This window comes from Aurantiacibacter flavus (assembly GCF_039710615.1).
Lineage (GTDB): Bacteria > Pseudomonadota > Alphaproteobacteria > Sphingomonadales > Sphingomonadaceae > Alteraurantiacibacter > Alteraurantiacibacter flavus.
In genome coordinates this window covers 17,983-44,145 of sequence record NZ_JBDLBR010000007.1, presented here as the reverse complement: position 1 = coordinate 44,145, position 26,163 = coordinate 17,983, and the positions used below count along the sequence as shown (strand labels likewise).

The 26,163-nt window shown below is 64.8% G+C and carries 20 protein-coding genes; 8 read left to right on the top strand and 12 right to left on the bottom strand.

The window, feature by feature from the left end; translation table 11 throughout:
- The first annotated feature begins 111 nt into the window (after positions 1-111).
- The 3 genes from ABDJ38_RS15860 (at position 112) to tilS (ending at position 3,031) form a co-directional block, all read left to right on the top strand.
- The gene (locus ABDJ38_RS15860; protein ID WP_346786113.1) at positions 112-951 is read left to right on the top strand and encodes a helix-turn-helix domain-containing protein; all 840 of its coding nucleotides are present in this window, start codon (positions 112-114) and stop codon (positions 949-951) included.
- Positions 952-1,098: 147 nt separating this feature from the next.
- Positions 1,099-2,082 (top strand): tetratricopeptide repeat protein, encoded by a 984-nt coding sequence (locus ABDJ38_RS15855; protein ID WP_346786112.1) that lies wholly within the window; start codon positions 1,099-1,101, stop codon positions 2,080-2,082.
- A gap of 4 nt (positions 2,083-2,086) precedes the next feature.
- Positions 2,087-3,031 carry a tRNA lysidine(34) synthetase TilS gene (gene tilS / locus ABDJ38_RS15850; RefSeq protein ID WP_346786111.1) on the top strand — a complete coding sequence of 315 codons (945 nt, stop codon included), beginning with the start codon at positions 2,087-2,089 and terminating at the stop codon, positions 3,029-3,031.
- Between the two features lie 207 nt (positions 3,032-3,238).
- On the opposite strand, the gene ABDJ38_RS15845 is transcribed toward tilS, so the two are convergent.
- From ABDJ38_RS15845 to ABDJ38_RS15810, 8 genes are all read right to left on the bottom strand, one after another.
- Positions 3,239-4,006 (bottom strand): L,D-transpeptidase family protein, encoded by a 768-nt coding sequence (locus tag ABDJ38_RS15845; RefSeq protein WP_346786110.1) that lies wholly within the window; start codon positions 4,004-4,006, stop codon positions 3,239-3,241.
- Between the two features lie 206 nt (positions 4,007-4,212).
- The gene (locus ABDJ38_RS15840; RefSeq protein ID WP_346786109.1) at positions 4,213-6,996 is read right to left on the bottom strand and encodes a phosphoenolpyruvate carboxylase; all 2,784 of its coding nucleotides are present in this window, start codon (positions 6,994-6,996) and stop codon (positions 4,213-4,215) included.
- On the bottom strand, positions 6,993-7,604 hold the full coding sequence (gene eda, locus ABDJ38_RS15835; RefSeq protein WP_346786108.1) for a bifunctional 4-hydroxy-2-oxoglutarate aldolase/2-dehydro-3-deoxy-phosphogluconate aldolase: 612 nt from the start codon (positions 7,602-7,604) through the stop codon (positions 6,993-6,995). The genes ABDJ38_RS15840 and eda overlap by 4 nt, the downstream gene beginning before the upstream one ends.
- Positions 7,601-8,575: a glucokinase gene (gene glk, locus ABDJ38_RS15830; RefSeq protein WP_346786107.1), complete on the bottom strand. Its 975-nt coding sequence runs from the start codon at positions 8,573-8,575 to the stop codon at positions 7,601-7,603. Before glk ends, eda begins: the two co-directional genes overlap by 4 nt.
- On the bottom strand, positions 8,575-10,374 hold the full coding sequence (gene edd / locus ABDJ38_RS15825) for a phosphogluconate dehydratase (RefSeq protein WP_346786106.1): 1,800 nt from the start codon (positions 10,372-10,374) through the stop codon (positions 8,575-8,577). The genes glk and edd overlap by 1 nt, the downstream gene beginning before the upstream one ends.
- A 53-nt stretch (positions 10,375-10,427) precedes the next feature.
- Entirely contained in the window at positions 10,428-11,858 is a 1,431-nt protein-coding gene (gene zwf, locus ABDJ38_RS15820; protein WP_346786105.1) for a glucose-6-phosphate dehydrogenase, read from the bottom strand.
- 81 nt (positions 11,859-11,939) lie between these two features.
- Positions 11,940-12,743, bottom strand: coding sequence for a transglutaminase-like domain-containing protein (locus ABDJ38_RS15815; protein WP_346786104.1), 804 nt, complete (start codon positions 12,741-12,743; stop codon positions 11,940-11,942).
- 71 nt (positions 12,744-12,814) lie between these two features.
- The gene (locus ABDJ38_RS15810; RefSeq protein WP_346786103.1) at positions 12,815-13,231 is read right to left on the bottom strand and encodes a secondary thiamine-phosphate synthase enzyme YjbQ; all 417 of its coding nucleotides are present in this window, start codon (positions 13,229-13,231) and stop codon (positions 12,815-12,817) included.
- A gap of 77 nt (positions 13,232-13,308) precedes the next feature.
- Between ABDJ38_RS15810 and ABDJ38_RS15805 the strand changes: the two genes are divergently transcribed.
- Entirely contained in the window at positions 13,309-13,701 is a 393-nt protein-coding gene (locus tag ABDJ38_RS15805; protein WP_346786102.1) for a DUF6152 family protein, read from the top strand.
- The gene (locus ABDJ38_RS15800; RefSeq protein WP_346786101.1) at positions 13,694-14,437 is read left to right on the top strand and encodes a hypothetical protein; all 744 of its coding nucleotides are present in this window, start codon (positions 13,694-13,696) and stop codon (positions 14,435-14,437) included. Before ABDJ38_RS15805 ends, ABDJ38_RS15800 begins: the two co-directional genes overlap by 8 nt.
- A gap of 155 nt (positions 14,438-14,592) precedes the next feature.
- Here ABDJ38_RS15800 and ABDJ38_RS15795 read toward each other — a convergent pair whose 3' ends face one another.
- The 4 genes from ABDJ38_RS15795 to ABDJ38_RS15780 all read right to left on the bottom strand — a co-directional run bounded on the left by ABDJ38_RS15795 (position 14,593) and on the right by ABDJ38_RS15780 (position 22,094).
- A complete protein-coding gene (locus ABDJ38_RS15795) occupies positions 14,593-16,635 on the bottom strand; it encodes a TonB-dependent receptor domain-containing protein (RefSeq protein ID WP_346786100.1) in 2,043 nt (680 codons plus the stop codon).
- A gap of 101 nt (positions 16,636-16,736) precedes the next feature.
- Positions 16,737-18,320 carry an amidohydrolase gene (locus tag ABDJ38_RS15790; RefSeq protein WP_346786099.1) on the bottom strand — a complete coding sequence of 528 codons (1,584 nt, stop codon included), beginning with the start codon at positions 18,318-18,320 and terminating at the stop codon, positions 16,737-16,739.
- Positions 18,321-18,438: 118 nt separating this feature from the next.
- The gene (locus tag ABDJ38_RS15785) at positions 18,439-21,345 is read right to left on the bottom strand and encodes a TonB-dependent receptor plug domain-containing protein (RefSeq protein ID WP_346786098.1); all 2,907 of its coding nucleotides are present in this window, start codon (positions 21,343-21,345) and stop codon (positions 18,439-18,441) included.
- 251 nt (positions 21,346-21,596) lie between these two features.
- A complete protein-coding gene (locus tag ABDJ38_RS15780; protein WP_346786097.1) occupies positions 21,597-22,094 on the bottom strand; it encodes an Lrp/AsnC family transcriptional regulator in 498 nt (165 codons plus the stop codon).
- A 202-nt stretch (positions 22,095-22,296) separates the two neighbouring features.
- On the opposite strand from ABDJ38_RS15780, the gene ABDJ38_RS15775 reads away from it, so the two are divergent.
- Genes ABDJ38_RS15775 through gcvH form a run of 3 tightly spaced genes read left to right on the top strand, consistent with a single transcriptional unit; the run spans position 22,297 to position 26,151 of the window.
- On the top strand, positions 22,297-24,633 hold the full coding sequence (locus ABDJ38_RS15775) for a zinc-dependent metalloprotease (protein ID WP_346786096.1): 2,337 nt from the start codon (positions 22,297-22,299) through the stop codon (positions 24,631-24,633).
- Positions 24,626-25,777 (top strand): glycine cleavage system aminomethyltransferase GcvT, encoded by a 1,152-nt coding sequence (gcvT, locus tag ABDJ38_RS15770; RefSeq protein WP_346786095.1) that lies wholly within the window; start codon positions 24,626-24,628, stop codon positions 25,775-25,777. Before ABDJ38_RS15775 ends, gcvT begins: the two co-directional genes overlap by 8 nt.
- Positions 25,777-26,151 carry a glycine cleavage system protein GcvH gene (gene gcvH / locus ABDJ38_RS15765; RefSeq protein ID WP_346786094.1) on the top strand — a complete coding sequence of 125 codons (375 nt, stop codon included), beginning with the start codon at positions 25,777-25,779 and terminating at the stop codon, positions 26,149-26,151. The genes gcvT and gcvH overlap by 1 nt, the downstream gene beginning before the upstream one ends.
- Positions 26,152-26,163: the final 12 nt, after the last annotated feature.

Genomic DNA, 26,163 nt, shown 5'->3' with positions numbered 1-26,163 from the left:
CTGATTTTGCTTGGTGCGTCCCTTGACTTGCCGCACGCTTGTCTTTCTTTTGGGACATAGGTTGGTCCGGGCCGCCGGGGTATTCGAAGCCCAATGGTCGCAGGTAGGGTAATGACAGAAGACGAAGAGACTTCCGAGGTCGTCCAGCAGACGCCGCCCGCTGGCGTCGGTGCACAATTGCGCGCCGCGCGCGAGGCGCAGGGCAAGTCGGTGGACGACATGGCGGCGACCACGCGCATTTCGGTGCGCCATATCGAGCATCTCGATAATGGCGAGTTCGATCTGTTGCCGGGGCGTATCTATGCCATCGGTTTCGCCAAGACCTATGCCAAGGAAGTCGGCCTCGATCCCGAGGACGTGGCCGATCAGGTGCGCGCCGAAATGGGCGAGGAGCGCATCGATCACACGGATTATGACGCCACCTTCGAACCTGGCGATCCGATCCGTGCGCCGGGGCGCAAGCTGCTGTGGTTCTCGATCTTTGCTGTGGCCTTGTTGCTGGCGGGTCTGTTCGCCTTTGCGCGTCAGCTGTTTGCTCCGGCTGCCGATCTGCCCTCGCTGGTGGAGCAGGAACGGGCCGAGGCCGTAGCTCAGAACGCGGCTGCGGCCGAGGCCGAGCAGGCGGAGGCGCAGGTGCCTGATACCGGCGAGGCGGTTGCCATCACCGCCGAGGGCGAAGCCTGGGTCCGTATCACCGATGGCGATGGGCGCGTGCTCAAGGAAGCGATCCTATCCGAGGGTGAGAGCTACACCGTGCCCGCCGATGCCGAGAACCCGCAGATATCCACTGCGCGGCCCGATCTGTTGGCGATCACGATCGGCGGCAAGGCGGTGCCGAAGCTTGCGCAGGAAATGCGCACCTTTATCGACGAGCCGTTCAGCGCAGCCGCGTTGCTCGCGCGCGGGCAGCTGCCGCAGGCGGATCCGGGCAGCCCCGCTGCTTTGCGCTAGGGCCGGGGACAATCTTAAGTAGTGGCGATTGACGGGGGATTAGCGCTCTTGGCCTATTTCCTGCCCCGGTTAATCGCCTATTTTGGTTAATGCTGGCATCTCTGATCCAGCGGGGGCGACATCGAGGCAGGAGGATAAGCAAGCACGATGATCCAGCAGATTGCACGGGCACGCCGCGGCCTGATGGTAAGCAGCGCGGTGGCGCTGGCCATGGTTGTGAGCACTCCGGCAGCCGCGCAAGTCGATGCGCGGCTTGAGCGGATCGAGGCACAGCTGCGCGCGCTCCAGCGGACGGTGTTCCCCGGCGGCGACGAACGCTTCTTCGAGCCCGAGATCACGCCGCAAGCCAACAATGCGAACACGCCGACGCCCGGCATTTCGAGCAGCGCGATGACCGATGTGCTGTCGCGCATTTCCGCGATCGAAAGCCAGCTCGCCCGGCTGACCGCGTCGACCGAAGTCAACGAGAACGCGTTGAGCGCACTCACCCAGCGCGTAGCCGCGATGGAAGCCGCGCGCACTGCGGCTGCAACGCCGAACCCGGCTCCGTTGCAAACCCCCGCGACGGGGCCGGCCACCACGCCCGCGACCCAGCCGGCAACGACACCTGCGACGACCCCTGCACCAGCGCCTTCGTCCAGCCAGCCGAGCGGCGTGATCGCGGTCCCCGGCTCGGCCGAGACTGGCCCCAGTGCCGAGCGGCTGGCAGGCGTGCAGTCCATCGCCAAGCCCGCCACCGGCGACATGGGCGAGGACGAATATACCTACGGCTTCCGCCTGTGGGACGCGCAGTATTACCCCGAGGCGCAGCAGCAGTTGGCGCTCTTCATTGAGCGTTATCCCAGCCACCGCCTGATTTCTTACGGCCGCAATCTGCTTGGCCGCGCCTACCTCGATGCGGGCGATCCGCGCAGCGCGGCGACACACTTCTTCGAGAACTACCAGTCCGACAAGCAGGGCGCGCGTGCGGCCGACAGCCTGCTCTATCTGGCCGAGAGCATGATCGAGCTTGAAGACACCCGCCGTGCCTGCATCGCGCTTGCCGAATTCGGCGATACCTATCCGGCGCTGGCGACGGGGCGTCTGCAGTCGATGTACGACGGGCTGAAAGGCCGCGTCACCTGCAACTGAGCCGATGAGCGAAGGTCCGCCGCCCGAACTGGTCGCGCGGTTTCGCGAGGCATTGGCGCGACTCAATCCGGACGATCGCAGGATCGGGCTGGCCGTTTCGGGCGGTCCCGATTCCATGGCCATGCTGCTGCTCGCTCATGCCGCGATCCCCGGCCGTTTCGCCGTGGCCACGGTCGATCACGGGTTGCGACCCGAGGCAGCGGACGAATGCGCGCTGGTGCAGGCGGCCTGCGAGGCGCGCGGCATCGAATGCGCGGTGCTTTCCGTATCGGTGGGTGAGGGCAATGTTCAGGCCGAGGCGCGCGAGGTGCGTTATGGTGCCTTGTGCGGCTGGGCCGATGGCACCGGGCTGGCGGCCATAGCCACGGCGCATCACGCTGACGATCAGGCCGAAACCTTCCTGATGCGCTTGAACCGGGGCAGCGGAGTGGCCGGGCTGGCCGGGGTGCGCGAAGTCAACTTCCCGCCAAACTTCGACTGCCGGATCATCCGCCCCGTGCTGCACTTCCGCCGCGCCGAACTGGCGCAGGTGGTGGCGGACGAGGCAGTTGTGCACGATCCATCGAACAAGGATCCCCGTTTCGACCGGGTGGCCATACGGCAGAACCTTGAGGGGTGCGACTGGCTTGATCCGCTCGCGATTGCCCGCTCGGCCAGCATTGTTGCGGAGGCCTACGAGGCAGTCGAGGCGTATGCCGATCTGCTGTGGCCGCAGGCGGTGCGCTCGGAGGGGGAGACCTATGTGCTCACCCCGGTGCCCGCGCGCGAGATGAATCGGCGGCTGCTGGCGCGCGTGCTAGATAAGCTGGGCGGAAGGCCGCGTGGGGGCGACGTGGCGCGGCTGCTGATGAAGCTCGAAGCGGGCGAGGGCGGCAATGTCGCGGGCGTGCTGGCGCGGGTAAAGCGCGGCGAATGGGTGCTGGGGCCGGAGCCGGCGCGGCGAACCTAGCTTGCCCCTCCCAACATCGGCTCACCCTGAGCTTGCATCACCTCATGTCACTCCGATCCGCTCGTCCCGGGCTTGTCGAAGGACTGTTCTTACTTCGGCCCAATGTATGTGACCAAAGGCAAGGGCAACCCTTCGACAAGCTCAGAGTGAGCGGATGTGGGTGTAAATGCAGAATGGGCCACCTTTTTGCAGGCTCACCCCAAACTCTCAGCCCGTCTTCAGCGAACCACCCACACCGGTGCGCACGCCGTCGGTGATGATCACCACGTCACCTACCTTGGCAATATCGTAGAGCTTCGACACGAACTGGTCGGGCACGCCGATACAGCCATGGCTGGCATAGCCGCGCTCGACTTCGCTGCCGCCGTGGATCGCGATCCCGTCCCAGGTCAGCCGCAGGGTCCAGGGCATGGGCGCATTGCCGTATTTCTCCGAGACATTGTGCCGTTCCTTGGTCAGGATCGGGAACACGCCGGTGGGCGTGGGATGGGCAGGTGTGCCGAGCATCGCTGCCGCAGCGCCGATCTCGTAGCCTGCGCGGAACACGCTGATGACCCGCGCTTCGAGATCGACCGTGATGCGCAGCGCACCGTCTGGCACGCCCGCGTCGTCCCAGTGCCATTCGCCGTAGCGGATCGGCCCATTGATCGGGAGAACGCGCTTTATCACGAAGGGGTCGTTCGGATCGTAATCCGGCGCAGCGGCCAGCGCGCGTTCGGCCTCGGCCTTGGCCTGCGGATCGACCGGATCGAACCCGTCGTAGTCGGCGGTCGGGTCCGCCACGGCAGAGGCGTTGTCGGCACCAAGCTGCGCTGAGACAGTCGCCTCGGGGCTATCGGCAAGCACGTCTTCGCGTTCAAGCCAGCCATCCATCGCGTCTTGCGGTTCGAGCGAACGCCCAGTCACCAGCACCAGTGCGATTGCCGCCACCAGGACGAGGCTAACCCCGCCGATCCATTTTACGCTCGCGTCCATGCGCGCGATAATGGTGCAGAGAGGTAAAGATTTCCAGTGCCGCCGAGGTTAGGGCGGGATGACAGTACCTTGATCGACCTTGCTCCCCTCCCCGCGGGGAGGGGCCAGGGGCTCGACGCTGGCGTAGAACCCCCATCCCCAACCCTTCCCCATAGGGGAAGGGCTTCGCGAACCGATGCTATGTCATCCCACTCCAGGGGCGACCGCTACCCATGCGCTCCGAATACATTCGCGATCACCGTGGTGATCCGCCGCGATAGCGCATAGGCCTCGTCGATAGGCTCGATAAAGTTGCGGTGGATCGCTTCATAGCCGTGGTCGGCGTTCTCGGGCCAGTCGGTGGGCTCGGTGAGGTCGAACTGGTCGATCTGCGGGAAGCTCACCGGATAGGCGCGCCTGAGCTGCGCCAGCGCCTCGTCCACGCGCAGGGTGAAAACCATTTCCAGCACGTCGTCGCGGCTGACGTCGTTGGCGCGGCTGAACACGGGCACGCTGACTGCGCGCAGAAACATGTGTTGCAGCAGCGCGAGCCGCAGGGCCTGCGCCGCGCCGATCATCCGGCGCTTTTCCTCGCGGGCCGGGTCGGGGGCTTCCTCGGGGAGTAGCGCCAGCAGCCGGTGCAGCTTCATCGCATCGACGCGCAGACGGCTGGCCAGCCGCCGGAACACGCCCGCGCGGTCGTCCTTCACCAGGTATTCGCTCAGTGCCTCGCAGGCATCGGTGAGGTGGGTCTCGGTGCCGCGATAGGGGCGGCTCGCCCAGTAGGCCGAGTTGAACAGCTCGCCGAACGCGGCGACCGTCTTCACGCTGGCAAGGCCATTGGCCGCGCGCACCAGCCTGATGAGCTCGCGCCCGCGCGGGCTTTCGCGCAGCAAGGCGGCGATTTCTTCGTAGTTGCCCTCAGCCGCTTCGCCCACGCCAGCGATCACATTCACCGGATAGCCGAGCTGCTGGAGGATCGAATTGTGCGGGATCGCGCGGATTTGCCTGAGGCTCATGTCGCGGTCGGCGTTTAGGTCGCTCTGCCGGCGGCTGACGCGGCTGCCGGTTGAGTTGAGCAGGCCCAGCCCGAAAGCGGTGATCGCGCGGCTGTAAGTCCGGCTTTCGAGGTGGTGGCGCTGATGCTCCTTGATCGCGCGGTAGAAATCGAGGCTGAGGTCGGTGCGGCGATAGAACTCGTCGGTCGGCGCGTCGGGATCGGTGTCGTTGGGGCGCAGCACCGCGATGCGGGTGAGCATGGCCAGCGCCAGCTCGGGCGTGTCGAACCACAGGTAGCCGTCGCCGCCCTGGAAGCTGACCTCGGGCTCGAGCGCGATTCCGGCGCGCACGAAGCGGCGCTTGGCCCAGGGCGAGAGCGCCCAGTCGAGCCGGTCGGCCATCTTGGTGGGATGCGCGCCGCGGCCCATGCTTTCGCCGTGGGTGTTGAAGATCAGCGCGCTGACATCGGTGAGGCCGTTGGCGTCCATCGCTTCGGCGAGGCGGCCTTGCAGACGCTCGATCGCGAGGCTGGCGGGAAGCTGGCCGACAAAGCGCCCCGCATCGGAAAAGCCTGCCTGAATCGCGATGCGCCCGCGCTTGCGGACATAGGCCTGATATTCGGGCTCGGCGAGCAGTTCGTCGAGGAACCGGCCGCCGTGTTCGAGCGCACTTTCGGTTTCGAACAGGGGCGAGCAATCGACCTTGTCGGCGATCCCGAACAGCTTGGCGAAGTAGACCGCCGCGAGCACTGTGGCTGGCTCTTCGCATTCGGCGATCAGCATGCGGATCGGCGCGTCGGCGTCGATATGGGCGAGGATCTGCGCCATCGCGAGGAACTGGCGGGTGGCGGTGCTGGCTTCGATTGCCAGCGCGCCAAAGTTGGAGCGCAGCGGTGTTACTTCGGAAATTGCCTTGCGCAGGTGCACCACCGCGCCCTTGCTGGCGAGGTCGATCTTGCCTTCCGGGTCGATCCGGCGGCGGATCGCGTTGTGCAGCTGCTTGGCGTTCACGCGGAAGTGGATCCAGCCCATCCCGAGCCCGTCGGCCCGCATGGCTGCGGTGAGGGTTTTCAGGGCGATAGCGCGGTCCTGATCGGCCTCGCGCGCTTCGGCTTCGAGCTGGTCGATCACGCCTTTGAGCGACAGCAGCTTGCGCGGATCGGAGGCGGTCAGCCGGTTGGCCGCGACCGACAGCGCGGCGGGATCGGACAGGTCGGCGGCAAAGTCCTGCGCCCGCTCGGCGGCATAGTCGCGGGCCGGGACCAGTTCGGACAACTGCGGGTGGCCGGAATCGATCTTCTCAAGCTGTGCGACATAGCGCGCCAGCCGCTCGGCTTTTTCGGCAAGGCGGAACCCGATCGAGTTCGACCAGGTGATATCGGTCCGGCCGTCCATGTCATAACCGACCCAGGTGGCGAAACGGAACGGGAGCGGGGCGACATCGTGCCAGTCGCCGGGCCATTGCGTAGCGGCATGGCCAAGCAGCGTGGCGACCACCTTGTCGCGCGCATCCTGAGCATTGGCGATCGCAAACATGGCGCGACTGTGCTCGTAAGCCAGCGTGACCTGCGGGCGCTCCTCGCCAACGCAGGTTGCATCAATTGTGCCCGCACCAGAGGCGCAATCGGCCAGCGCTGCGGTCTGTTTCGGGGGCAGAAGGAAGGTCGGGTGGGCGGTGAACACCGCGTGGAGCTGCGGGCGTTCCCACCGGTCCTTGAAGGCGGCAAAGGTGGGGCTGTCGAAGCTGGCTTGCAGCGCGGCGGTGTTCTCGTCCTGCGCAACCGGGGCGACATAGCTGGTCATCCGCTCGCAGCGATTTTGCAGCGCGGCGACCTCCAGCTCGGCGATCATCCCCTCGCATTGCGACAAGCTGAGTTCGCCCGCCTCAAGCTGGCGCGAAAGGTCGAGCGAGAGCTGGAACACCGGGTTGAACAACGGCGTCTCGACGGTGCGCTCATGCAGCTCTTGCAGGCGATCCTTGAGAGCGGCGACGGAGGTGAGCGGCTCCTTCATCCGGCCAGGTCCGCTGCCTGCTTGGCAAGCGTTTCGATCTCGGCGGGGCTGGCCCATTTCGGGGCGACCCAGCTACCGCCGACGCACAGCACCTGCTCGATGGCGAGCCAGTCGGACGCGGTCTTGGCCGACACGCCGCCGGTGGGGCAGAACTTGCAGTGCCCGAATACGGCGGTGAGCGCCTTCAGCGCCGGAATCCCGCCATTGGCCTCGGCGGGGAAGAACTTGAAGTGGGTGAAGCCAAGGTCCAGCCCCTTCATCAACTCGCCCGGTGTGGCAATGCCGGGCAGGTACGGCACACCGCTGCGCTTCACCGCCTGGCCAAGGGGCTCGGTAAGCCCGGGCGAAACGATGAACTCGGCTCCTGCCGCCAGCGCGGCATCGAGTTGCTCGCTGTTCGTCACCGTTCCGGCGCCGACAATCGCATCGGGCACGAGGTTCATACGCTTGATCGCCTCCAGCGCATCGGGAGTGCGCAGCGTCACTTCGAGCACCTTGAGGCCGCCGGCCACCAGCGCTTCGGCGATGGGGCGGGCCTGATGGACATCGTCGATCACCAGCACCGGGATTACCGGGGCCATGCGCATGATTTTTTCGATTTGATTCATGAAAGGTCTCCGTGGCGCTGGAGGAAGGCGGCAGCAGCGCCGAACAGGCCGGGTTGGGGATGGGTGATGAGTTTGACGGGCAGGTTCGCCATCAGGCTTTCGAAGCGGCCCTTGGCGCGGAACCTTTCGGAAAAGCCAGAGCGCGGCAAGTGGTCGCGCAGGCGATAGCCGAGGCCGCCCGCGATCACCACGCCGCTGGCGCCCTGAACCAGCGCCGTATCGCCCGCGACTGCGCCGAGCGAGAGGCAGAACCGGTCGATGGCGGCTTCGGCGAGGCTGTCCGTCCGCTCCATGCCAGCGGTCCAGATCGTGACATCGTCCTGCTCTGTGAGCGCGCGGCCCTCCATTGCGGCGAGCGTTGCGTAGATGTCGACGATGCCGGGGCCGGATACCACCCGCTCGACCGAGACGCGCCGGTGGCGCTTCCTCAGCCGCGCGAGAAGCGCATCCTCAATAGTGTCGAGCGGGGCGAAGTCGGCGTGGCCGCCCTCGGTGGCCTGCACATGGGTGCGGCCCGCGCCGTCGCGATAGAGGTGGGCGACACCAAGGCCGGTGCCCGGTCCGAGCACGCTGAGGGTGCCGCTGGCGGGCAGGGGGCCTTCGGGACCGGCGAGATGGAGGAACTGATCCTCGGGCGCGTGAGCCACGGCATGGGCTACGGCCTCGAAATCGTTCACCAGCACGTAGTCGTCGACCCCCAGCTTCTCGCGCACCAGCGCGGGGCGGATGATCCACGGGTTGTTGGTGAAGCGGATCACCTCGCCTTGCACAGGCCCGGCAATGGCGATGGCCACGTTGCGCGGCAGCGTCCCGCCCATGCGGCTGCGGAACTCTTCCCAGGCGGTCTGGAAGCTGGCGTGATCCTCGGTGTGGAGCGTCACCGGTTCTTCGAGCGCGATGCTGCTGCCAGCGCCGCTGGCAAGGGCGAAACGAGCATGGGTTCCGCCGATGTCGACTGCAACGAGATCCATTACAGGCCTGCCGCTGCCATCATGGGCGAGGCTCCCTTTTCGGCCTCGTCGGCCATCACGCGATACATTGCGAACAGCTCGCGCCCGGTGCCGTCTTCCGGTTCGGGGTCAGGGGCAGGGGTGCGGGTGGAGAGATCGGCGCTGGTCGACAGTTCACCCGTCACCGCGCAGACCTTTACCACATCGCCATCGCGCAGCAGGCTCAGCGGACCGCCGCCCAATGCCTCGGGCGAGCAGTGGATTGCGCTCGGCACCTTGCCCGAGGCACCCGACATGCGCCCGTCGGTGACGAGGGCAACCTTGTAGCCGCGATCCTGCAACACGCCCAAGGGCGGGGTCAGCTTGTGCAGCTCGGGCATGCCATTCGCGCGCGGGCCCTGGAAGCGGACCACCACCACTACGTCGCGATCCAGCTCGCCTGCCTTGAACGCCTCGGCCACGGCGGATTGCGTTTCGAACACTCGGCACGGGGCCTCGATGGTGTAGCGCGAAGGATCGACCGCGCTCGACTTGAAGCAGGCACGGCCCAGATTGCCTGCCACCAGCCGCATCCCGCCGTCGGGGGCGAAAGGCTCGGTGGCCGGGCGCAGCATCTCGGTGTCACCTGAAGGGCCGGGGTCGCGCCAGGCGAGCGTCTCGTCGTCGAGCCATGGCTCTTCGCCATAGGTAGCCATATCGTCGGCACCCGAGGCGAGCACATCGGCGTGGGCGAGTCCAGCGCTCAGCAACTCACGGATCACGTAGCCCATGCCGCCCGCCTCGTGGAAATGGTTCACGTCGCCCGAGCCATTCGGATAGACCCGCGCCACCAGCGGGACCACGCTCGACAGTTCGGCAAGGTCGCTCCAGTCGATGATCACGCCTGCCGCACGGGCGAAGGCGGGGATATGGATCGCATGGTTGGTCGAGCCGCCGGTGGCGAGCAGGCCGATCGCCGCGTTGACCACCGCCTTCTCGTCAACACAGTGGCCGAGCGGTCGGGCCTTGGCCTTGGCCAGTTCGCTCACCCGGTGCACCGCCGCGCGGTCAAGTTGCTGGCGCAGCTTGCTGCCGGGACGCACGAAGGCCGCGCCGGGCACGTGCAGGCCCATCATCTCCATCATCATCTGGTTGGAGTTGGCCGTGCCGAAAAAGGTGCAGGTGCCGGGGCTGTGGTAGGAGCCCAGTTCGCTGTCGAGCAGCTCGGCGCGGGTCGCCTTGCCCTCGGCATAGAGCTGGCGAACGCGCTGCTTCTCCTTGTTGGAGACGCCGCTGGGCATCGGGCCGGAGGGGACGAACAGCGCGGGCAGGTGCCCGAAGCGCAACGCGCCCATCAGCAGGCCGGGCACGATCTTGTCGCAGATGCCGAGCAGCAGCACGCCGTCGTACATCGCGTGGCTGAGCGCGATACCGGTGGCTTGGGCGATGGCATCGCGGCTGAACAGCGACAGTTCCATGCCCGCTTCGCCTTGCGTCACGCCGTCGCACATGGCCGGGGTGCCGCCCGCGACCTGCGCGGTGGCGCCAGCCTCGCGGGCATAGACCTTCAGCCGCTCGGGATAGCGATAATAGGGCGCGTGGGCGCTGAGCATGTCGTTATAGGCGCTGACCACGGCGATGTTGGGGCCGGCGTTGGTTTTCAGCGCTTCCTGATCCTGTTCGGCCCCGGCGAAGGCGTGGGCGAGGTTGGAGCAGGATACCATGGTGCGGTCCTGCGCCTTGCCGCCTTCGCGCTCGATCAGCGCCAGATAGGCCTCGCGGGTGGGCTTGGAGCGCTCGATAATGCGCTGGGTGACGGCGGTGATGGTGGGATGGGTCATTAAACGCTCACTGAGGCACGGGGGCACAGAGGGGAGGGCGAGGGGCGCTGCACCTATTCATGCCAGCTCGCCCCGTCACGTTCGATCAGGGCGATGGCGGCAGACGGCCCCCAGCTTCCGGCGCTGTAGGTCTTGGGCTTGAGGTCTTCCTCGCCCCAGGTCTCGCGGATGGAATCGATCCAGCTCCACTGCGCTTCGACCTCGTCGCGGCGCACGAACAGCGTCTGGTCGCCCTTCACCAGATCGAGCAGCAGCCGCTCGTAGGCGATGCGCTTTTCCTTGCCCGAGAAGGCATCGGGCATGGCGATGTTGAGCGGCACCTCGCGCAGGGCAATGCCCTCCTGCTCGATACCGGGAACCTTGGCCATGACCGAGAGCGTGATGTTCTCTTCCGGCTGAATGCCGATCACCATGTGGTTGGGCTTCACCTTCGCACCGGGGAATATCGAGTGCGGGATCTCGCGAAACTGCACCACGATCTCGGTCACGCGGCGCTGCATGCGCTTGCCGGTGCGCAGGTAGAACGGAGTGCCGTGCCAGCGCCAGTTGTCGATATGGGCTTTCAGCGCGACGAAGGTCTCGGTGTCGCTGTCGCGGCCCAGCTCCTCGTCGTAACCAGGCACGATCTCGCCCACGCTGGCGCCGCCGCGATACTGCCCTGTCACGCTTTCGCCCGGACTGATCTTGCGCAGCGCGCGCAGCACCTTCACCTTCTCGTCGCGCACGGCGCTGGCGTCGAAGTGGGTCGGCGGCTCCATCGCGAACAGCGCGAGCAACTGGAGCATGTGGTTCTGCACCATGTCCCTCAGCGCGCCCGCGTCGTCATAGAAATCGACCCGGCTTTCGAGGCCGACCGTTTCGGCAACGGTGATCTGCACATGCTCGATCAGGCGCGCGTTCCACAGCGGTTCGAACAGCATATTGGCAAAGCGCAGCGCGATCAGGTTCTGCACCGTTTCCTTGCCGAGATAGTGGTCGATCCGGAAAATCCGATCCTCGCTGAAGGCCGAGGCGACCGCGTCGTTGATCTCGCGCGAGGAGGCAAGATCGGTGCCGAGCGGTTTTTCGAGGCATATCCGCGTGTTCTCGCCCGCAAGGCCGTGAGCTTCGAGCCCCTCGATCGTGGGTTTGAAGAGGCTCGGCGCGGTCGAGAGGAAGATCGCCACTTGCCGATCCTTGCCGACCTTCTTGGCAAGATCGGCGTAATGCTCGGGCGTGGTGACGTCGAGTGTCTGGTAATGCAGGCAATTGAGGAAGTCGGCCAGCGGGCCGCGCCGATCGGCCGGAAGGTGTTTTTCCAGCGCGGCGCGGGCGAAGTTGCGAAACTCGATGTCGCTCATTTCCGAGCGCGCCGTGCCGACGATATTCAGGTCGTCGGGCAGCAGGCCATCGGCGTGGAGCGCAGCCAGGCTTGGCAGGAGCATCCGCTGGGAAAGGTCGCCAGTGGCGCCAAAAAGAACAAGCGTATCGGCCCGTGCGGTCATAAGTCCCCTGTTGAGAATGCGCCCAGTGTTGATCCACGGGCATATAGCAATAGTGCTGCATCGCACCATTGCGGGCAAGGTCTAGCCCGAGATTTCTTCCACCGCCACCTCGCTGAAATCGAATTGCGAGGCGCCGAACACGGTCATGAAGCTGACATCCGCCGCATCGCGACCGACGCCGATCTTCGCCGTCTGGGCCGGTTCGGCCATGCCGGTGGCGTCGACCAGCTGCCAGGTCCCGCCTTGCGGGGTCTCGGGATCGGCGAGAAAGACCTCGGCGATGGCATGGAAGTCCGGCGGAGTGACGCCGGGGGAAAAGCAGCTGACATAGCGCGCCGGGATCGCCGCCGCCCGCGCGAGCGAGACCAGCACATGGGCAAAGTCGCGACAGATGCCGGCCTTGGCGTCGATGGTGTCGAGCGCAGTGGTAGCGGCGTTCGACGAACCGGGGACATAGGCGATATTCTCCGAGACCCAGTCACGCATTGCGGCGACCTTGGCGCCGCCTTCAAGTCCGGCAAACTCGCTGCCAACCAGGTCGAACAAGCTGGAGGCCTGGCAATAGCGCGAATCGAACAGATACTTCACCGCTTCGCCTGGCAGCAGCCGTGGCGGCACCCGGCCCATCAGGTCCAGCTCGCCGATCTGGCGCATGACATCGACCTTGGCCGTGTAATCTACCCGGCATTCTCCCTCGGCGTGAATCCAGAAGCGGTCGCCGATATTGTCCTGCGCGGGCACCCGCGCGGTGTGCATCGCCTTGGGTATCCAGGTGTCCGAGGTCAGCAGCTGCTGTTCGGGTAGGGAGGCCGCCTCGAACTGGAGCAGCACGTCGGTCGGTTGGTAGAGGGTAAAGCCGAAATGGGCAGAAACAGACAGCGGCATTTGCTGGTGAGGCTTTCGCGAAAGAGGGGCAGGGGCACTGCATGGCTTACGGTCAGTCTCGCGCGAAGTTCCTACTCGCCGATGACATGCACCACGATTTCGCGCCTGTGGGGGCGGGCGCGGTGTTCGGCAAGGAAAATCCCCTGCCAGGTCCCCAACAACATACGTCCGTCGCCAACCGGCACCGAAAGCGATGCCCCGGTGAGCACCGAGCGCAGGTGTGCGGGCATGTCGTCAGGTCCCTCGTCGTCGTGCTCGTAGTGCGGGCCTTCGGGCGCAATCCGTTCAAGCCATCGCAAGGTGTCTCGGGGCACGGCACTCGCAGCGTTCTCGTTGATGAGCAAGCTGGCAGACGTATGCCGGCAGAAAAGGGTGAGAAGGCCGGTCTCGATATCAGCCTGTTCGAGCCAACCGGCCACCTCGCGGGTGATTTCGGTGAGGCCTTTGCCGTGGGTTGGAACGGTGAAACGGGTCTGGAGCTGTCGCATTCTGGCAACTTAGTTCGCCGACCCCTTGCGCGACAACGTCAATTGTTCAATAATTGTTATACGAGAGAGGTATTTTGATGAGCAAACTGATCCTGGCATCCGTGGCCTTGGCTACGGCGCTGACTGCTTCGCTTGCGAGCGCGCACCATTCGTTCGCGGTGTTCTTTGACGACAAGCAGGAAGTCACCCTGCGTGGAACCGTCACCATGTTCCGCTTCACCAATCCCCACGGCACGCTCGCTTTCGAAGTGCGCGGGCCGGACGGCGAGGTTCAGCGCTGGCGCGCGGAAACCAATGCGCCTTCGGTTCTGCAGCGCCGCGGATGGACGCGGGGCAGCGTACGTCCGGGGCAGGTGATCACGATCAAGGGCTGGCGTGCGCGCGATGGGAGCCGCTACATCCGTATGGGCGAAGTGCGCGATGCCGAGGGCAATCTCGTTGGCGGCCGGTTTGGAACGAACGATGACTAAGCGCTGGCTCGCAATCGCGCCGCTGGCGCTGGCCGTGGCTGGCCCTGCCATGGCGCAGAACGTGCCGGACTTGGAGGGCTTCTGGGGCCTGTCTTGGACACCGGGCGAACCGGCTGCCGATATGGTGGAAGCCCTGCCGCCCAACACGGTGATGATCGATGACACCGGAGCGGCAGAGTTCCCACGCGGAGAATTCGGCGGTCTGATCCTCACGCCCGAGGCCATGGCGCATGCTGAAACCTGGCGCAGCGAGGACGACATGACGCTCGACCGCGTGTGCCTGCCGCCCAGCATCGTTTATGCCATTCAGGGGCCGTTCCCGTTCGAGGTGCATCAGACCCCTGAACTGATTGTATTCAAATACGAGTACTTCGATCAGACCCGGCTGATCTTCATGGACGGACGCTCTGCGCCCGAAGGCCAGCCGCCTTCGAAGATGGGCTTTTCGGTGGGGCATTGGGAAGGCGATGAGCTGGTGATCGAGACCGATCATATCGCCGCCAGCACGATCACCAACAACGGGCTCGACCATTCCGATGATATCACAATGGTGGAACGCTATCGCCTGAGTGAGGACGGCTCCACGCTGATGGCGACACAATGGTTTTCCGACCCGGCTTCGATCGAGAACAACGGCGCGCGGTGGATCGAATGGGAAAAGCGCGAGGGCGAGCACATCTACCCTTACGAATGCGACCCGACCTTTGCGTTGGAATATGGTGCGGTCGAGGAATAGCTCGGGGGCCATTCGGAGATACACCCGCTCCGTTTGTGGTGAGGAGGAGACGAGGCCGTAGGCCGAGCATCCGTCTCGAACCATCCGCACCGGTCCCTCGAGACGGGCGCTCAGCCTGCGGCTTCGTGCCCTCCTCGGTACGAACGCAGCCCGCCCTAAAACTCGGCGTAAAGCTGGAATTGCACAGTCCGCGCCGAGATATAGGTCAGCGCGCCGCTCGAGCTGACGTTCCAGCCGTAGGCATTGAGCACGTTTTCGCCCCGCACACGCAGCACCATGTCGGCGTCGCCGAGGTTGAAGCGGTAGCGCATGCCCAGATCGAGCGTCGTTTCCGCGCCGACCATCAGAGTACCCAAAGCGTTGACCGGTCGCGAACCCTTGTGATCGAGCGTGAAATCGAATGAGAACGGCGAGGTGCCCTGATCGAGGCGCCAGTCGAAATTGCCGGTCATGCGTACCTTGGGCTGGCCAACGGGGCGGGTGCCGATCAGCCCCTCGTCGACTGCTTCGCCGCTGAGCGCAGGCTCGGACAGGACCGCGCCGCCCAGCAGCGTCATGCCTGAAACGGGGCGGGCGATGGCGGAAAATTCCAGCCCCTCGTTCACCACCGTGCCCAGCAGGCGATAACGCAGCGCGGTGTCGAGATTGTAGTAAGGTTTCGAGATGCGGAATGCGCCGAGCAGCAGCGTCACCGCATCATCGGGATCGTAACGGACCACCAGCTCTTCCTGCCGGGTGTTGATGGCAGCGGGCGCCTCGGCCCGGTTAACCGCGAGGTCGGGGGCGACATCTGCCTCCTCCATCCCGCGGGCGAGCGCGCCGAACAGCGTCAGCCGCTTGGTGAGGGCGAGCGCCAGCGATCCGTTCCAGGCAATCGGCTTGGCCCCGGTCGCGACGTCGGGCGTGTCGGCAGCGGCATAGTCGACGGTCTTGGTGTAGTCGATTGCGCTGGCGCCGAGGTCGAAGCGCAGGAACCGGGTCAGTGCGCCCGACCAGGCGATGCCGGTGAAGAACTGGCGGACCTTGTCGCGGTTGGTATCGCCAAAGGCGAATTGCGGCTCCGGGCGCTGATCGTGGACGAACAGCGAGCCCGCGCCGAGAGAGATCCTCTGCGAACCGCCGAAGGTTCGCAAGCGGTCGCGCCCGCGCAGGCTGGCCGAGAGCTGCTGGGCATGGCCGAGAAGCGCAAACTTCTGCACCAGTCGCAGTTCGCCCGAAAGGGAACGGTCGAAGCTGCTCGGCGAGGCAATAATCGCGCGTTCGGCGATAGCGCCATCGGCGGTGACGCCCGTCATCAGGTCGGAAAAACGGCTGAGATCGCGCTTGCCGGAAAAGAAGGCCCCACTTTCCAGCCGCAAGTCGGGACTGAGCGGCGCGCGCACGATCAGCCCGCCATCAAGCGTGTTGCTTTCATTGTCTGCCCAGCCTTGCCCGAGGAAGCGAAAGCGTTCGATCTCGGGCGGAAGCGCATCGCCCGCCATGAAGATCATCGAGCGAGCCTCATCGTCGCGCACTCCGCCGACAGAGGCGAAGGTGAGCACTTCGGTTTCCGCCTTCGGATCGTAGGACAGCACGAAGCCGGCATTGGCGCGGTGGGCACGGCTCGAATCGTCGCTCTGGCTGGCGCGGTAGTAGCCGCCCGAGAACAGGCCTACCCCCGGCGCGATGCCGCCGAGGCGAAGGTCATAGCCGAAGCCTTCATGGCCACGCTCGCGCCTGCTCACATCAACCGTTAGCGAGCGGTCGAAGGCGGCCTTGCGCAGACCATAATCGACGAGGCCCGTGGGCGCGGGGAAGGCATAGCCGAGCGTGGCGATGCCGACCCGGATCGTGCTTGACGAATTGATGCGGGGGGAAAGGCCGTTCACTTGATCGTAGTAAAGCGCTTCCAGCCGAACATTGCCCGCATCGACCGGGTTGAATCCGCGAACCTCGCGCGAGGAATAGAGGCCGGTCCGCTCGCTGCCGACCTGTCGACCGAAGGCATCGTTGCTTTGCGCAATGGCGTTTTCGGCCACCGTTTGCGTCGTTTCCTCTTCGTCCGCGGTCGGTGCGGCGGCTATGGGGTAATCTTCCTCGGGCTGGTCCTGCGTAGCTTCCACAGTATCTTCGGCGAAGGCAGGCGCGGGTAGCGAGAGCGCCAGCACGCTCGCGCACCGCAGCCAGCACAAGCGCGTGGTCCGGTAAGTAATCGACACGCCAAGTTTTCCCGATTGCGCGTTTGAGGTCGGTGAAAGCGGCAACGGGCGGCCTTCCGCACGAAGCAAAAGGCCGCCCGCCGCGAGGAAGCCGGTTGGGCTCAGCCGCCCGTGGGCGGATAGGGAACACCGAGCTGGTCGAGATAGGTGTCGTACTGGCTCGGGTCGTAGTAGAACTGCTGCTGCTCGGGGCGGAGGCGGTCCATCAGTTCCTTGTTGAGATGAATGCCAGGCATGTCCTCGTCGGTCAGGACCGGGTCGTAGCTGCCCTCGGCGAATTGCACCTCTTCCTGATACTGCTTGGCTTCGGCCAGTTCGTCAGGGTTCATGATCAGGTCGAGCGTGGTCAGCGCAACCGCCTTGGCGCCTGCCACGGCGCCCTTGTGGGCGATTGGCGTGGCCATGGCGACGGCGGCGGTCTGGTGGTGGCCGATCATGCTCGGGATGTTCGAGGGGAAACGGATGGTGATGGTCGGCACCGCCCACATGATGTCGCCGATATCGTCCGAGCCGCCGCCGAGCGAGAATTCGGGCGGACCGCGCAGTGGCTCGATCTCGGTCTTGAGCGGCTCGACCGGACGCTCCAGCCCTTCCTGCACCATGCGGGTGAAGGTCTGATCGTCTTCGGTCCACTCGGGCATCCCGACATATTCGATATATTGCTGCGCCAGTTCGGCCATCGGCTTGTTGCCGTGCTGCGGGGCGGCATAGCCGAGCAGGCGGCGTGTCACCGTGGTGTCGGTGGCCATGGCGGCGGCTTCGGCGATGCGGTTGCCGGTCTCGTAAAGGTTGCGGATGGAATCGAACTCGCGCTCGCGGAAATAGTACCAGACCGAGGCGACGTCGGGCACGATGTTCGGCTGGCCGCCGCCGTTGGTGATTACATAGTGCGAGCGCTGGGTGGGATAGAGGTGTTCGCGGCGCATGTTCCAGGCGGTGTTCATCAGCTCCACGCCGTCAAGCGCGCTGCGCCCGGCCCAGGGCGCACCCGCGCCGTGCGAGGACGATCCGTGGAAGGTATATTCGACCGAGACCATGCCGTTGCCACCGCCCGCGCCGTAGCTGGTGCCGAAACCATTGCCGACGTGGGTGAAGATGGTCGCGTCAACGCCGTCGAACATACCTTCGCGCACGAAGAAGGCCTTGGTTGCGAGCAGCTCTTCGGCGATGCCGGGCCAAAGCATGAGCGAGCCGGAAATGTTTTCGCGCTCCATGATATCTTTCACGGAAAGCGCGGCGGCGACCATCACCGCCATCCCTGAGTTATGGCCTTCGCCATGACCCGGTCCCTCTTCGAGTTGTGGGCGCAATTCGGTGATGCCGGGAACCTGGCTGAGGCCCAATAGCCCGTCGACGTCGGAGCCAAGCGCGATCTTGGGGCCTCCGGTGCCGTTGGTCCAGGTCGCCGTGAAGGCGCTGGGAATACCGGCCGAGCCAAGTTCGATGGTGAAGCCGTTGTCTTCGAGAATGCCGGTCAGGTATTCCTGGGTCTTGAACTCCTGGAAGCCCGGCTCGGAGAAGCTGAAGATGCTGTCGACGATCTCCTGAACCAGCTTGGCGCGCGCATCGACGCCGGCCACAGCCTCGTCGCGCAGGTTGTCGGGGATCTCGGCAGCGGCAGGGCTGCCAAGCGCGAGCGACAGGGTGGCCGCTGCGGCGAGGAAGGTGGAGCGTACAGACATCATCTCTGGTGTTTCCTTGCGCTTGGATTGAGGGACGGGTTCGCCCGCGTGAGGCGGGTCGTTTTCAGGCTGGAATACGAAACGGGGGCCGACACCTCGGCGTCGGCCCCTCGGCTCGGTCTTAGTACTTGATGTTCAGGCCGAGGCGGAAGGTTCGGCCCAACGTGTCGTAAAGCGAGCGGTTCGTCTGCGGGTAGGCCTCGGTGTTGTTCCCGAACGGCCCGTTGCCGATAAGCACCGGAGCGCGATCGAACAGGTTCTTCACCGCAAACAGCGCCGTCGCCTCGACCCCACCGACCTCGAAGTCGTAGGAGAAGTTGCTGTCGAGGTAGAAGGTGCCCTTGATCGAGTTGGTGTTGATCGTGCGGTTCAGGTTGTCGCTCGTCGGGCAGCCGGTGGTGCATTCGATCCAGTCGTTGTCATAGACGCCATCGCCGAAACCCCGACCCACGAACACTGCCGAGAAGCCGCTATCGAAGGCATAGCCAGCCGACACGCGGTAGACGAGGGTGGGGATGCCGCCGCCCGCGTTCACGCCTGCGATATCGTCCACCTCGAAGCCAGAGTCGGACACGTTTTCGATGGTGTAGGTCGCCAGCCCGCGCAGGGTCAGCGCGCCATTGCCGATCGGCGCGCGATAGCTTGCCTCGAAGTCGAACCCGCGCGCCTTCTGGCTGGCGAAGTTGATGTTGTAACGGTTGATGAACTCGACATCAGTGTCCGAGCCAGCGGCGTAGATGATGTAGTCGCACAGTTCCGGCTCGCTACCGTCGAAGCACTTGTCGACGGTCTGCTGCGCAGTGATCGTCGAGATGGCCCCCTGGATGTCGATATCGAAGTAGTCGACCGAGGCGGTGAAGCCGGGCAGGAACATCGGCGTGAAGACCACGCCTAGGCCCAGCGTATCGGCCTTTTCTGGCTCCAGATCCGGGTTTCCGAGCGTGCGTTCGACGAACTCTTCGGCTCGCACCCCACCGCCGGGCAGCGGAATGTTGACCGCGTTGGTGCGCGCGGTGCCCGCGTCGAACAGTTCGAGCAGGTTGGGCGCACGGATGTCGCGCGAAAGCGTGCCGCGGAAGCGCAGATCGTCGATCGGCTGCCATGAGAGGCCTGCCTTCCACGTCGTCACCGTACCCGAGGTCGAATAGTCGGTGACGCGCACCGCGCCGTTGAACTCGGCCCCGAAGCCGAGCGGAACGAGCGCTTCGACATAGCCTTCCTTCACGTTCACCTTGCCGGTGGTGACCCGGTAGTTACCGTAGAGGAAGCGGTTGAGGTTGACCGGGTCGATATAGCCATCGACCGAATCCTCGCGGTATTCGCCGCCGAAGGCGATGCTGATCGGTCCTTCCCAGGTGCTGAACAGGTCAGCGATGGCGAAGTTCAGCGCCACCACGTCCTGTTTGATCTCCTGCTGGCGCGAGGGATAGACCTCGAACAGGAAGTCGCGCGCTTCCTGCGTTACGCCGCCCACGCCGATCCGGTTGATCGGCACGCAGCCCGGCAGATCGTTTGACGGGTCGCTATCGGTGTTGACCCGGCACTGGATCGTACCGCCCGAGAACACCGCATCCTGCATCGCGTCGAGCCGCGAGTTTTGCCAGGTGTTGATCAGCATTTCGTCGGTCTTGGCTTCGCCGTGCTGGAAATAGGTGTCCCAGTCGACCTCAAGCCCGGCGAGGCCGAAGAAGCCGTTCGCGCCGACCACATAACGCGATACCTCGCGGGTGTTGTTGCCACCTGCAGGCGGAATGCCGGCATTCGAGGTGCCCATGCGGATGGCGGTGATCGGTTCGGCTGCGGTCGCATTGTAATCGGCAATCTGGGCCACCAGTTCGGGCGGCAGGTAGGCGTTGTCGATCGCGATATCGACGTTCACCGAGGGCGTCTGCTGATAGAAGCTCTTGCCTTCGAACTTGTTGTAGCTCGCCTGAGCGAACACTTCGAAGCTCGGGGTGATTTCGTAGCTGAGGCGTCCGAACAGGCCAATCCGGTCCTCGTCGTTGGCGAGCGAGTTCGAACCGACGTGGCCCTGGCTGGAATAATCGTAGTCACCGCCGATCATCCACTGGCCCGAAACCTTGCCGAAGTTCAGGTCGTTGATCGAGGCAAGGCCGGTCGTGTTGTCGATGGTTCCGAAATAGGTGCCATCGAACGGGCATGAGGCAGCGTCGTCGCCAGCCCGACAGCCGGTGATGAGGCCGCCCGGTGTGAGGTTCGAGGATCCGATACCCGCCTGGACGATGCGTGAAGGCAGGCCGTTGCCGGGCACATAGTCCGGGTTGTTGATCATGAAGTAGTGCGACTGGTTCCAGTCGCGGTCGATGAAATCCTTGCCGGTCTGGTTGAAATACTCGCCGCTCACTATCAGGTGGCCGCGACCGTCGGCGAATTCGGTGCCGAGCGTAAGCTGGGCGAGGTGGTTGGGCACGTCCGAATGGGTTGTGACACCATATTCGTAGCTCGCCTCGATGCCGGTGAAGTCCTTGTCGAGGATGAAGTTGACCACACCGGCCACGGCGTCCGAACCGTAGACCGACGAGGCACCGCCGGTCACCACTTCCACGCGCTCGATCAGCGCCTGCGGGAAGGTGTTGATGTCGACGAGGCCATCCGAGGTCGAGCCGACCGAGCGCTGGCCGTCAAGCAGCACCAGCGTGCGCGACTGGCCGAGCGAGCGCAGGTTCAGCGCCGAGATGCCCGATTTGCCGTTGGACAGACTGCCTGAGTTCGAAACGGCGGTCTGGCTGCCGTTGACCGAAGGCAGCGTGTTGACGAAGTCGGCAATATTGGCGGGGGCTTCGGCGTCGATTTCCTCCCCGGAAATGACCGAGAGCGGTGTCGGCGCATCCGAGCCGTCGCGGACGACGCGGCTGCCGGTGACCACGATGCGGCTGTCGTCGTCGGAAGCCTGGGCATGGGCTGTGCTCGGTATCAAGGCCAGGCCGGCGACGCTGGCAACTGAGGCAAGCAGGCTGACGCGGGCCGCGCCAGCGGCACGGGTGGTGGCGGAAAGCGGATTACTCATGGATCGAACCCCCATTGTTAGGTGTGTGTCGATCCTCCCCAAACGATTAGATGGGTCGTTCTGCGGCTGCGGTGTCTCGTCCCTGATCGAAACTTGCCGAGCCTTGCGCCCTGGGGAATTTATAGTTCAATTCGGGCGACCGGATGCCGCAAAGTTTGCTCGATTTCGGTTTCCGTTCGGGGGAATCCGTCAGAAAAATTCGATATTCCGACGGATTTCAATTTCAACCCCGCAAAGATTATTGTGATTCGTCAACGCCTGTCGTCTGATTCGAGAATTACCGGCGCGATGCGCCTGTGCGCGACCTCGCGCATGAGGAATGACGAGCGGATTTTCGATACATAGGGCAGCTTGGAAAGCTCGCGCCTGTAGACGTGATCGTACTCCTCGAAGCTGCGCACATTGATAAGCATCATGAAGTCGTTCTCGCCCGAGATAAACGAGCAGAACGACATTGACGGGCAATCGAGCACGGCAGCCTCGAATTCCACCAGCGAGCTTTCTTCTTGCGAGCTAAGCTGGATCAGCACCAAAGCAGTGATTGAATAGCCGAGCTTTTTCTGGTCAATAATGGCAGCGTAGCCGGAGATGATTCCAGCTTCCTCGAGAATCTTGCGCCGGCGGGCGACAGCCGTGCTCGACAGGTTGACCTCTTCGCCAAGCGCCACGTCGGCCGCGCGACCGTTGGCCACCAGGCCTTTCAAGACTCGCAAATCGGTACGATCCATGGATGCAATGGTGGATTTCAACGATATATCCTTTCCTGGCATTCGATATTGAAAATATGACTGCTAAACTTTTGCATATTTCACGATAAACGCAATGGCTTTGGTGGTATTCCCCTGAATTGAGAGCCGCGCATGGCCATGCGGGCGCAAACTAGGGGGCATCATGCGTTTTCTTTCAAACACTTCACGCCTGCACGCAGCTTCGTCGTGCGCGGCTCTGGCTATGATTGCCTGTGCGCCGGCCCAGGCGCAGGATCGCCTGTTCACCCCGGCCACTCCCGCTGACAGCGGGGCGGTTCACTTCACGCTGCCCGCGCTCGATGCCGAGGGCGAATCAGGTTGCTATATATATGCGACCTCTCTCCGTTCCGGTCTTGGCTCTCCCGACATGCGGCTCGACCGCGGGATGCTGGGAGATGAGCAGCTCTTGTGCTTCCGCAAGGTCGGCACGCAGATTGCGGCGGTGTTCGAGAACCCCAAGTTTGCAGCCACTGGCGATGCCGACACCGCGACGGGCGCAGCAGAGAGCTTCCCCACGGCGATTGTCGCCATGCTGCCGGTCGTAGACGATCGCGGCGCGAGCGGGGTGGTCGTCGACATGTCGAAGTTCTTGCTGCGCGATTCCATCGACGTTTCGGCGGCGCTCGCGGAGGGCGGTGACTATCGCGCTGCGCCCGAGCTTTCGGGCATCGACACCGCTTCGGTGAAAAGCTTCCCGCTCAACACCGAGATCGACACGATCCAGACCTTCACCAGCGCGCGCCCCTCGCGCGAGATGCGCGAGTTCTCGCCTGAACCGCGGGCGCTGACCTTCATCGTCCACCACTCGTTCATCGAGCTGCCAGAGCCCGGCTTCGTGTCGCGCGTTGCCGATCCGCGAGCGCCCGTGTCCGGCCCGATCATCTACGACTACGGCTCCCCCCTCGGACAGCCGGTGGCCATCCCGCTCGCCGCCCGCTTCCGCCTCGAAAAGACCGACCCCAGCGCAGAGGCGAGCCCGGTGGTCGAACCCATCGTATTCTACATCGACCGCGCCGCGCCCGAACCGGTCCGCACCGCACTGATGGAGGGCGTGAACTACTGGGCCTCATCGTTCGACAAGGCGGGCTTCCTCGGCGGCTTCCGCGCCGAAATCCTGCCCGAGGGCGCCGATCCGCTCGACGTGCGTTATAACATGGTCAACTGGGCCAACCGGATGACGCGCGGCTGGTCTTATGGCGGCGGCATCCGCGATCCGCGCACGGGTGAGATCATCAAGGGCAACGTAGTGCTCGGCGCGCTACGCGTGCGGCAGGACATTACGATTTTCGAGGGCCTAGTCGGCACCGCGCATAACGGCACCGGCGGTCCTAACGACCCCGTGCGTGCGGCGCTTGACCGTATCCGCCAGCTCGGCGCGCACGAAGTCGGCCACGCCATCGGCTTCATGCACAACTTCGCCGGTTCGACGCAGGATCGCACCACGGTGATGGACTATCCGGCCCCGCGCATCCTGCTCGAAGACGGCCAGATCAGCCTGCGCGATGCTTACAAGCACGGCGGCGGCGTCTGGGACGATTACTCGGTAGACTGGCTCTATGGCAGTGCCGAAAGCGCCGAGGCCAAGGCGCTGGCGGCAGAAGAGGCGGGGCTCGCTTTCTCGACCGATATCGACGGCCGCGATCCCTCGCTGCCCAGCGCTGCGGCGAGCATGTGGGATGATGGCCCCGACCCCATCGCCGCCCTCGATCATATGGAGGCGGTGCGCGCCATCGCGCTGGCCAACTTCGGCGAGCAGGTGCTGCTGCCGGGCGAGCCGCTGGCCTTCCTGCGCCGCAAGTTCGTGCCGATCTGGCTGCTCCACCGCTACGATATCGACGCGGCGGGCAAGCTGATCGGCGGCTATGCCTATGATTACAAGGTGGCAGGCGACAACCACCCGCTGCCCGAATGGATCGACGCGGATACGCAGCGCGCGGCGATGGCCGCCCTTATCGACACGCTCGACAAAGACTTCCTCACCGTTCCCGACCGCCTTCTGCCGCTGCTGTCGGTGCCGATCACCCGCACGGGCGATCCGCAGTTCGATATCGAGGTGTTCCGCAATGCGGGCGCTGCCGCTTTCGATCCGCTGGTGGCGGCCGATGTTGCCGCGCAGATCACTCTCGACAGCATGTTGGCCCCCGCGCGCCTTACGCGGCTGGTCGAACAGCACCGGCAGGATGCAGCCATGCCCGGGGTGACGGACCTGGTCGATGCGCTGGTGAATGATGTGGTCGCGGTGCGGAGCAACGAGGTCGGTCGCCGGATCGCCTGGCGTACTGTGCTCTCGCTGGCCGGGGCGATGCACGACGAAGAAACCTCGCCCGAAGCGGCAGCCATCATCGCTGGCCGTCTCGATAGTCTCAAGGACGAGCTGGAGGACGCCAGCGGCGGCGTCGACGCAGACTGGGCGCACTATGTCGCCGAACTGCTCGACGATCCCGGAGCGCTCGCCGCAGTCCTGGCCAACAAGGAGGAAGCACCTGAGATTCCGCCAGGAATGCCGATTGGTGGTTTCGGAGGCTGGTTCGATGACTGAGGCCCCGACGATGGAGGCCAAGGCTGAGCCCCTGTTGCTCCCGCTCGATAGCTGGCACCGCGAAAAGGGTGGCCGGATGGTTGGGTTCGCGGGCTATGCGATGCCGATCCAGTACTCCGCCGAAGTTGGTGGGGGCATCATGGCCGAGCATGAATGGACGCGCACCAGCGCGAGCCTGTTCGATGTCAGCCACATGGGCCAGCTCACCGTGGCCGGGCCGGGCGCGGGGGCGGCGCTGGAAAAGCTGCTCCCGGCCGATCTTGGCGCGTTGAAGGAATGCCGCACGCGCTATTCGCTGCTGCTGGCCGACAATGGTGGCATTCTCGACGACTTGCTGATCACTCGCACCGGCGAGGACGCGTTCCGGCTGGTGGTAAACGGGGCGACCAAGCACGACGACATCGCCTATCTGCGCGCCAATCTGCCTGAGGGTGTGACGCTCGCCTATCACAGCGAGATGGCGCTTATCGCGCTGCAAGGCCCGCTGGCCGCATCGGTGCTCGACGAGCTGATGCCGGGCATTGCCGATGCGCTGCCGTTCATGGGCTCGGCCAGTCGCGGCTGCTCGGGCACGCACCTGATCGTGTGCCGCTCGGGCTATACCGGTGAGGACGGGTTCGAAATCGCCGTGTGTGCCGACAAGGCCGTGAAGCTGGCCGATGCGCTGCTGGCGGACGAACGGGTCAAACCCGCCGGGCTCGGCGCGCGCGACAGTCTGCGGCTTGAGGCAGGCCTTCCGCTTTACGGGCACGACATGACCGCGAGCACCGACCCGGTCAGCGCCGACCTCGCTTTCGCCATCTCCAAGCGGCGGCGCGAGGAGGGCGGCTTTGCCGGGGCCGACACCATCCTGCCGCTGCTGGCAGAGGGCGCGCCGAGTAAGCGCGTGGGCCTCGCCATCGAGGGCCGCGCCCCCGCGCGCGAGGGCGCGACGATCATGGCGGGCGACCGGGTGGTCGGCGTTGTCACCTCGGGTGGCCATTCGCCCACGCTTGGGCGGCCCATCGCCATGGGCCAGGTCGAGACGAGCCTAGCCGCGACCGGCACCGAACTTTCCATCGACGTGCGCGGCCGCAAGCTCGCCGCCACGGTCGCCCCGCTTCCCTTCGTACCCCACAACTACCGCCGCCAAGGAGGAAAATAATGACCCGCTACTTCACAACCGACCACGAATGGATCGAGGTCGAGGGCAGCAGTGCCACCGTGGGGATTACCGATCACGCGCAGGAACAGCTGGGCGATATCGTCTTCGTAGAAGCGCCTGCGGCGGGCACCGCGATTGCCAAGGGCAAGGAAGCGGCCGTAGTGGAATCTGTGAAGGCCGCGAGCGACGTCTACAGCCCGATCACGGGCGAGGTCACCGAAGGCAACGCGGCGCTCGAAGACGATCCGGCGCTGGTCAACACCGCCGCCGAGACCGACGGCTGGTTCTTCAAGGCCACCATTTCCGATCCCTCGGAACTTGAAGGGCTGATGGATGCCGAAGGCTATGCCGCCTTCTGCGCCGATCTCGACTAGAACAAGGCAATC